Origin of the sequence: Chitinivorax tropicus (assembly GCF_014202905.1) — a bacterium.
Taxonomy (GTDB): Bacteria; Pseudomonadota; Gammaproteobacteria; order Burkholderiales; family SCOH01; genus Chitinivorax; species Chitinivorax tropicus.
This window is the reverse complement of sequence record NZ_JACHHY010000045.1, coordinates 1-6,089: the sequence shown is the minus strand read 5'-3', so window position 1 is coordinate 6,089 and position 6,089 is coordinate 1. Positions and strand designations below refer to the sequence as shown.

Genomic DNA, 6,089 nt, shown 5'->3' with positions numbered 1-6,089 from the left:
AACCAACAACTCACCCTGGCCAGCCCCACCCAGCTGAAGCTGGTGGCGAACGGCAGCGGGCTGACCTTGAAGGACGGCAACATCCTGATCCAGTGCCCCAAGGCCGCGGTGTTCAAGGCCAGTGTCAAGCAGCAGCTGGGGCCGCAGGGGGCCAGTCATGCGGCACCTGCGCTGCCGCATGGGCCATTCAAGGGGTGTGAATTCAAAAATGCGGACGCCACCCAATCCGGCTCGGCGGGTGTGTTGCGTTGACAGGGGCACCGATGATGCAGACAAATGACGACATACTCTTCAACCGGGTACGGGATCTGGGCTATTGCGATGTCTTGATCGACCCCTCGGCGGGTGCGCCACCTGCTGACGAATCGCTGGAAGCGCCATCACCCATGCAGACCCCATTGCTGGACCGTCAATTCCAAGCCCGACCTGCTGCGGCACCTCGCCTGATCCGGCTCGATTCCGCCTACTCGCCCTTATTGCGTGACTACCTCGCCCAGGCACATTGGGAAGCGACCACCCTTGGCAATCAGCTGCGCAGCGTGGCCGGCTTGATATTCAGCCCATTGCCACAAGCAGAGCTCGCCCAGCACCTGACCCGCATGCTGGATCTCTACATCGAAGGCCTGGGTGGTGCGTACTTCCGGTATTTTGACCCTCGCATCCTGTGCCACCTGCCCCGGATACTCACCCCCACGCAACAAGCCCTGTTGCTGCATGGCATAGACGAATGGGGCTGGCTGGACTGGCAAGGTGCCTATCAACCCCTCCATCCGCCGAACCTCCCCATCGACCCAGCTGCCCGTCTGATCATCAACCAAGCCCAATGGCAAGCCCTGGGTGAGATAGAAGCCTTCAATCTGCTACTGGGCAAACTCATGTCACGTGGGCGGATACCGGACCATCAGCAAGTGCCGCAATGGCTCGAATGCTTACAGCAGGGCCGACAGCGAGGCCTGCGACAGGCGAATGACATCGCAGACTGGGCTGCGCTGTGCTTGATACAAGGCGACACCTGGCAAGCCCACCCTCAATTGGGAGAGACCTTGCAGCTGGTCATCACCGATGGCATTCCCCTCAAAGACGCACTGGAAGACCGCTTGGGCATCACACTTGCCCCCATCCCCGTCGCAACCGATTCAGATGATTGACCCTGACCATGCCCACCAAAAAAGACTGCCGATTCTGTGATCGTAAAGGCTTTAAATGGCTGCCCCTCCTCTATGGCGTGGTGGCTGCAGAAGACCCCGCCTCCCTGGCCCCCTTGCCGGCCAAGCTACCGGCGACATTGGGCAAGCAGGTCACCGACCTGGCCCTGCATGATCACTGCCGCTACGCCGTGCGCATGCCGCATGCGGGGTATTTCTATGTGCTGATCGAGCGCAAAGGCGTCAAATACTGGACGGCCTATCAAGTGGTGGACGGGGGCTATCTGTACGAATTCACCCCCGAGACCCCACCGCAACTCAAGCCCAGCTTCAGTTGCAGCCCGGTAGCGTGTGGCGTCACCGCCTCGATGATCAATATCAGCGACGCCCAGGATGTCCCGCACATCTGGGTGCTGTTCACCCCCGCACCCCTCACCGTGGCCAAGCTGGCCGACTATAAGAAAAACTGCACCACCTATGCCGGACAAGGCAAGCTGCAGCACTTTCAACCCGCCGCCTGGCTGGCCGGCCAGACCCAGCAGCCCCACACCTTGCCCAGCCACGAGATCGAGCGCACCGTGGCCGAATACCTGTGCTTTGGCAAAAACCAACCCGGCGAGGCATACCACCGGCTGCTGGACAACCAATACTTCAGTGCCGAGATCAACAGCATCGCGGGCAAGCTGGGTGGCATCAGCAGCGCCCTGGCGCTGTACCAGATCCCCGGCTTTGTCATTCACGACCCGATTGGCATCACCCAGACTTTGAATGATGCCCGCAATGATGCCTTTCGGCTTTTTGATGACTTCATGAAACAGACCGAGCGTGGCAGACCTAACCGGGATCGGCTGCCGGTGTTGGAAGTCATCGGCAAATTCAAACAGGCCATCAACACAGGCTTCGTCGTGGATGCACAAAATAGCGTGATCCAGCGCGACATGCAGCGGCGGGCCAAGATAGAGCCGATCTTCCCGGACGACTCGGGCTTGCGCAAAAAGCATAAAATGTGGGCCAACCGCGCCTACACCCACCACTCCCGCCAGCAATGGGAGGCAGCGCACCCAAACGAGGTGACCGAATTTGAACGGGCGCGCGAAAAAGATCTGCAGCAGTTGATCGAACAGGCCGCCCAGCTTGGCAAGAGAAGGTGGGATGAGCACTACGCCCCCTTGCTGGATACCGGCAAGCTGGATCGTTTCGAGAAAAAACTGGCCAGCCTCTCCACCACCATGGCCACCCGCGCCAAAGAGCGTACCCCACCTCACCTGGCCTGGCTCAAAACCGAGCGGGTATTACAAGCCTTCGACTGCTTTGACCCCCAGGACAATCTATCTGGCGAAGCATTGCGTGCCAACGTCATGGGCTGCGTGTTTGGCATGGAAGGCTCGCCCGAGGCCGCCACCATCCTGGATGAATGGGCTGCCGCCACCCACATCGACCGCAACAACCTGCTGATGCGGGCGCTGACCCGTGACCAGCAGGCAGTCAAGCAGGCTGTCAACACCCTGCTGGCCGAGGCCACCGCCTTTGCCGCCACCCAGACCGACCTGTCTGCCGAGCCCACCACCAGCCTCAAGGCTGCCATCAAGGGCGTGGTGAGCATGTTCAAAAGCACGGATTCCGCCCTGGATGAATGGATGCGCAATCAAAAGCAGAGCGCTACTTATCTGAACCCCAGACATCTGGCCAACTACGAGGCACGCTTCTCCTATTTCATCTCCACCCTGTGTCGGGCAGTCACCCGCAAGGCCATTGGCTCAAAAGCCGAAATGGCCTTCGCCACCCGCATGGCCTGCCTGATGCAAAGCCAGCTGGGCGATCTGGCCTTCGAGCTGGAGCACAGCACCCTGATGGCCAAAATCAACCAGACCGATTGGGACAACAAAGAGCGGGCCTACCACACCGAAGCTGCCCGTGCCCAGGCTGCCCGCATGCGCAAAACTGGCGCCGAAATCAAAGCCTATCGGCAGGCCACCGAAGCCAAGCTGGCCATCCAGCATGGCATGGTTGACCTGATCACCGATGCGCAACTCAAAGCCAAGATCCAGATCAGCCAAGGTGCAGGGCGGCTGGGCTGGACGGCCCTGCAACAGCAGCTGGAGGCCAGCGCCAAACAACATACCCAATACGATGACGCCTTGAAGGCGCTCAAGGGCAAGGCCACCCCGGCAGAGCGGGTACCCACCACCCCCAGCCCCACCAACAACTACCACCAGGCCCGCATCGGCATGGTGCTGATTGGCATCGAGAGCATCGCGCTGGCAGGTAAACTCGGCAAGCTCAAGGCCGAGTTTGATCTGGTGGCCTACGAAGTGCTGGGCGGGGTGCTGGCGCTGGGCAGCGCGCTGATGGACATGACCTATGCCTGCGTCAAATCGGTGCGGGAGCTGCCACAATATAATGTGATCAACGGCATCAACAAAGGGGCTGACATCGTGCGCGGTGGGTTCAAGCTGGCGGCTGGGATGTTTGGGCTGGGCGCGGGGATTGTTTCTGGTGTACTTGATTGGAACAAATTCAATTTGGAAAAAGATACTAGTCAAAAAGTAATCTTGTTAATTCGGTTGGTTGCAAATGGCTTGTCTACGTTTTCTAGCACAATTGCCGCTTACTCGTACTCTGCCCCTTATTTTGAGTATCAGGTAGCTAGGCAAGGACAGCGAACCGCAACCAAAAGAATATTATCAATACTTGCAAAAGGTGCTGATGCACTAAGTAAAAGGGTGCTTTTACTGCGGTTCGTTGCATGGCTCGGATGGGTCGGAGTAATCATCACCGTTGCCGATCTTTCCTATTCTGCCTACCGCTGGTATATCGATTCCCAATCTCTGGAAAAGTGGTTCGGCAATTGCCTATTTCGGAAAGATCAATCGATTTATGGTTATGCCAGCGTTGAGGATGAGTTAAAAGAATTTGAAAAAGCCTCTTTAGTGGACGAAGCCTGATATGAGCGAAACCAAACTCTTTACCGTTGATGGCAGCATCGAAGTCATCCACCGTGCCCCCGGTGTCATCAACCTGCTGGAGGACATGCAGCGCGGTGCTGTGTTCACCGGTGCAGTGGCGGTGGCCACAGACAACTTAGCCAACTTTGTGGGGTCATCCGCCGTGGCGCTATACGATGGGGAGGATGTTGAACATATTGCCATGCTGGTCAATGGCAAACTGGTGATTGGGACTTTTCAATCCACTGAAGATTTAAAAGTGGGTGATCAGGTCAAGCTGGTTGTGTCATATGAGGCCGGTGATTTTTTGTTTGCTCATGCCATTTTACGGGTTGAAGATTCATGGTTGTGGATGCCGTATATGCACGATGAGACGAGAAAAGGCATGATCTGGTACACGGTGAAAATATTCTTAATCATTACGATTTTATCCGATTTGTTTATTAGTGGAGTTGCCGCACTTACTGGCAATCTTGATACTTTTAATAAAGAAGGAAGAGTATATCTAATTTTATTTGAATTTATTTTGATACCGATTATGCTGTATATCAGCTCTAAAGATCTCATTGAAAATGGAAAAATTGCCGAAGGCATTTTTAATGCATTGGGCGTAGAAAGATACCAAGACTTCAATGCATCCAAATTCTCCGTAAAAAATCAAGACTTTCGACTTGAAAATACTCACCGCAAGTACATTATTCATTTTGACAGAGCTTTAGCGGCACACTACAAAAGATACAAAATTCAGCCAACTGCTTAATCTTTGAAGTTGGATCATGTCGGCTAATCTGAACGAAACCAAACTCTTTACCGTCGATGGCAGCATCGAAGTCATCCACCGTGCCCCCGGTGTCATCAATCTGCTGGAGGACATGCAGCGCGGTGCTGTGTTCACCGGTGCAGTGGCGGCGGCCACAGACAGTCTGGCCAACTTTGCGGGATCCACCGCCGTGGCATTATACGATGGGGAAGACGTCGAGCATATTGCCATGCTGGTCAACGGCAAGCTGGTAATTGGGACTTTCCCGTCTACTGAAGATTTAAAAGTAGGTGATCAGGTTCGATTGGTGGTGTCATATGAAGTAGGCGATTTTTTGTTTGCGCATGCAATTCTTAGAATTGAAGATTCATGGTTATGGATGCCATATATGCACGCAAGAACAAGGAAAGGGATGATCCAATATGTAGTAAAATTTTACATATTCTTTATTATTTCATTGGAATTATTTTTTTGTGGTTTTTTTTTACTTCATGGTGATCTTGAAGAATTTAATCGGGAAGGAAGAATTTATTTTGCTTTTTTTGAATTTTTAATTATGCCATTTATTACTTACATGAGCTCAAGGGATCTCATCGCAAATGGCATAATTGCCGAAGGCATTTTTAATGCATTGGGTGTGGCTAGGTATCTGGATTTCAATGTAAATAAATACTCAATTGGTAATTTATCGTCTGATATTGGATCATCAAAAAAAATGTATATTTTTGACTTGAACAAAGCGCTGGAGGCGCATTACAAAAAATACAAAATTCAGCCAACTGCTTGATTTTTTAAGTTGGATCATGTCGGCCAATCCTAACGATAGCAGACTATTTACCGTCGATGGCAGCATTAAAGTCGTCCACCTCGCTCCCGTCCCTCCCCAAGCAACTGGGCCAGGCTGTCACCGACCTGGCCCTGCATGATCACTGCCGCTACGCCGTGCGCATGCCGCATGCGGGGTATTTCTATGTGCTGATCGAGCGTAAAGGCGTCAAATAAATGATGCATTGTTATTTTTCTCTTGAATTTACGAATTTTAAGTTGCAGGTGGCGCGCTATCGTATTTGATTGCATGCTTCAAACGGTACTTAGCGTCATCATGACGTCCGTCTATCTTGGTGGCATAATGAACCATCAATACTTGACGACAAACGCATGTCTAACTTCGCTTTGCTGTTCCGTCAGGCGCTGGGTCGATTCACGGCGACCAACCGTCTGTTCCAACTCGTCCTCGCC

The 6,089-nt window shown here is 53.4% G+C and carries 6 protein-coding genes; all 6 read left to right on the top strand.

The features are described from left to right. On the top strand, positions 1 to 252 hold a 252-nt coding region (locus HNQ59_RS18865), incomplete at its 5' end, for a hypothetical protein (RefSeq protein WP_184041945.1). 11 nt (positions 253 to 263) lie between these two features. Next, positions 264 to 1,148, top strand: a complete 885-nt coding sequence (locus tag HNQ59_RS18860; RefSeq protein WP_184041944.1) for a DUF4123 domain-containing protein — start codon at positions 264 to 266, stop codon at positions 1,146 to 1,148. 8 nt (positions 1,149 to 1,156) lie between these two features. Continuing rightward, positions 1,157 to 4,090, top strand: a complete 2,934-nt coding sequence (locus HNQ59_RS18855) for a T6SS effector BTH_I2691 family protein (RefSeq protein WP_184041943.1) — start codon at positions 1,157 to 1,159, stop codon at positions 4,088 to 4,090. A 1-nt stretch (position 4,091) separates the two neighbouring features. Next, positions 4,092 to 4,850: a hypothetical protein gene (locus HNQ59_RS18850; RefSeq protein ID WP_184041942.1), complete on the top strand. Its 759-nt coding sequence runs from the start codon at positions 4,092 to 4,094 to the stop codon at positions 4,848 to 4,850. A 16-nt stretch (positions 4,851 to 4,866) separates the two neighbouring features. Beyond that, a complete protein-coding gene (locus tag HNQ59_RS18845) occupies positions 4,867 to 5,637 on the top strand; it encodes a hypothetical protein (RefSeq protein ID WP_184041941.1) in 771 nt (256 codons plus the stop codon). A 56-nt stretch (positions 5,638 to 5,693) separates the two neighbouring features. Next, positions 5,694 to 5,852, top strand: a complete 159-nt coding sequence (locus tag HNQ59_RS18840) for a hypothetical protein (protein WP_184041940.1) — start codon at positions 5,694 to 5,696, stop codon at positions 5,850 to 5,852. Positions 5,853 to 6,089: the final 237 nt, after the last annotated feature.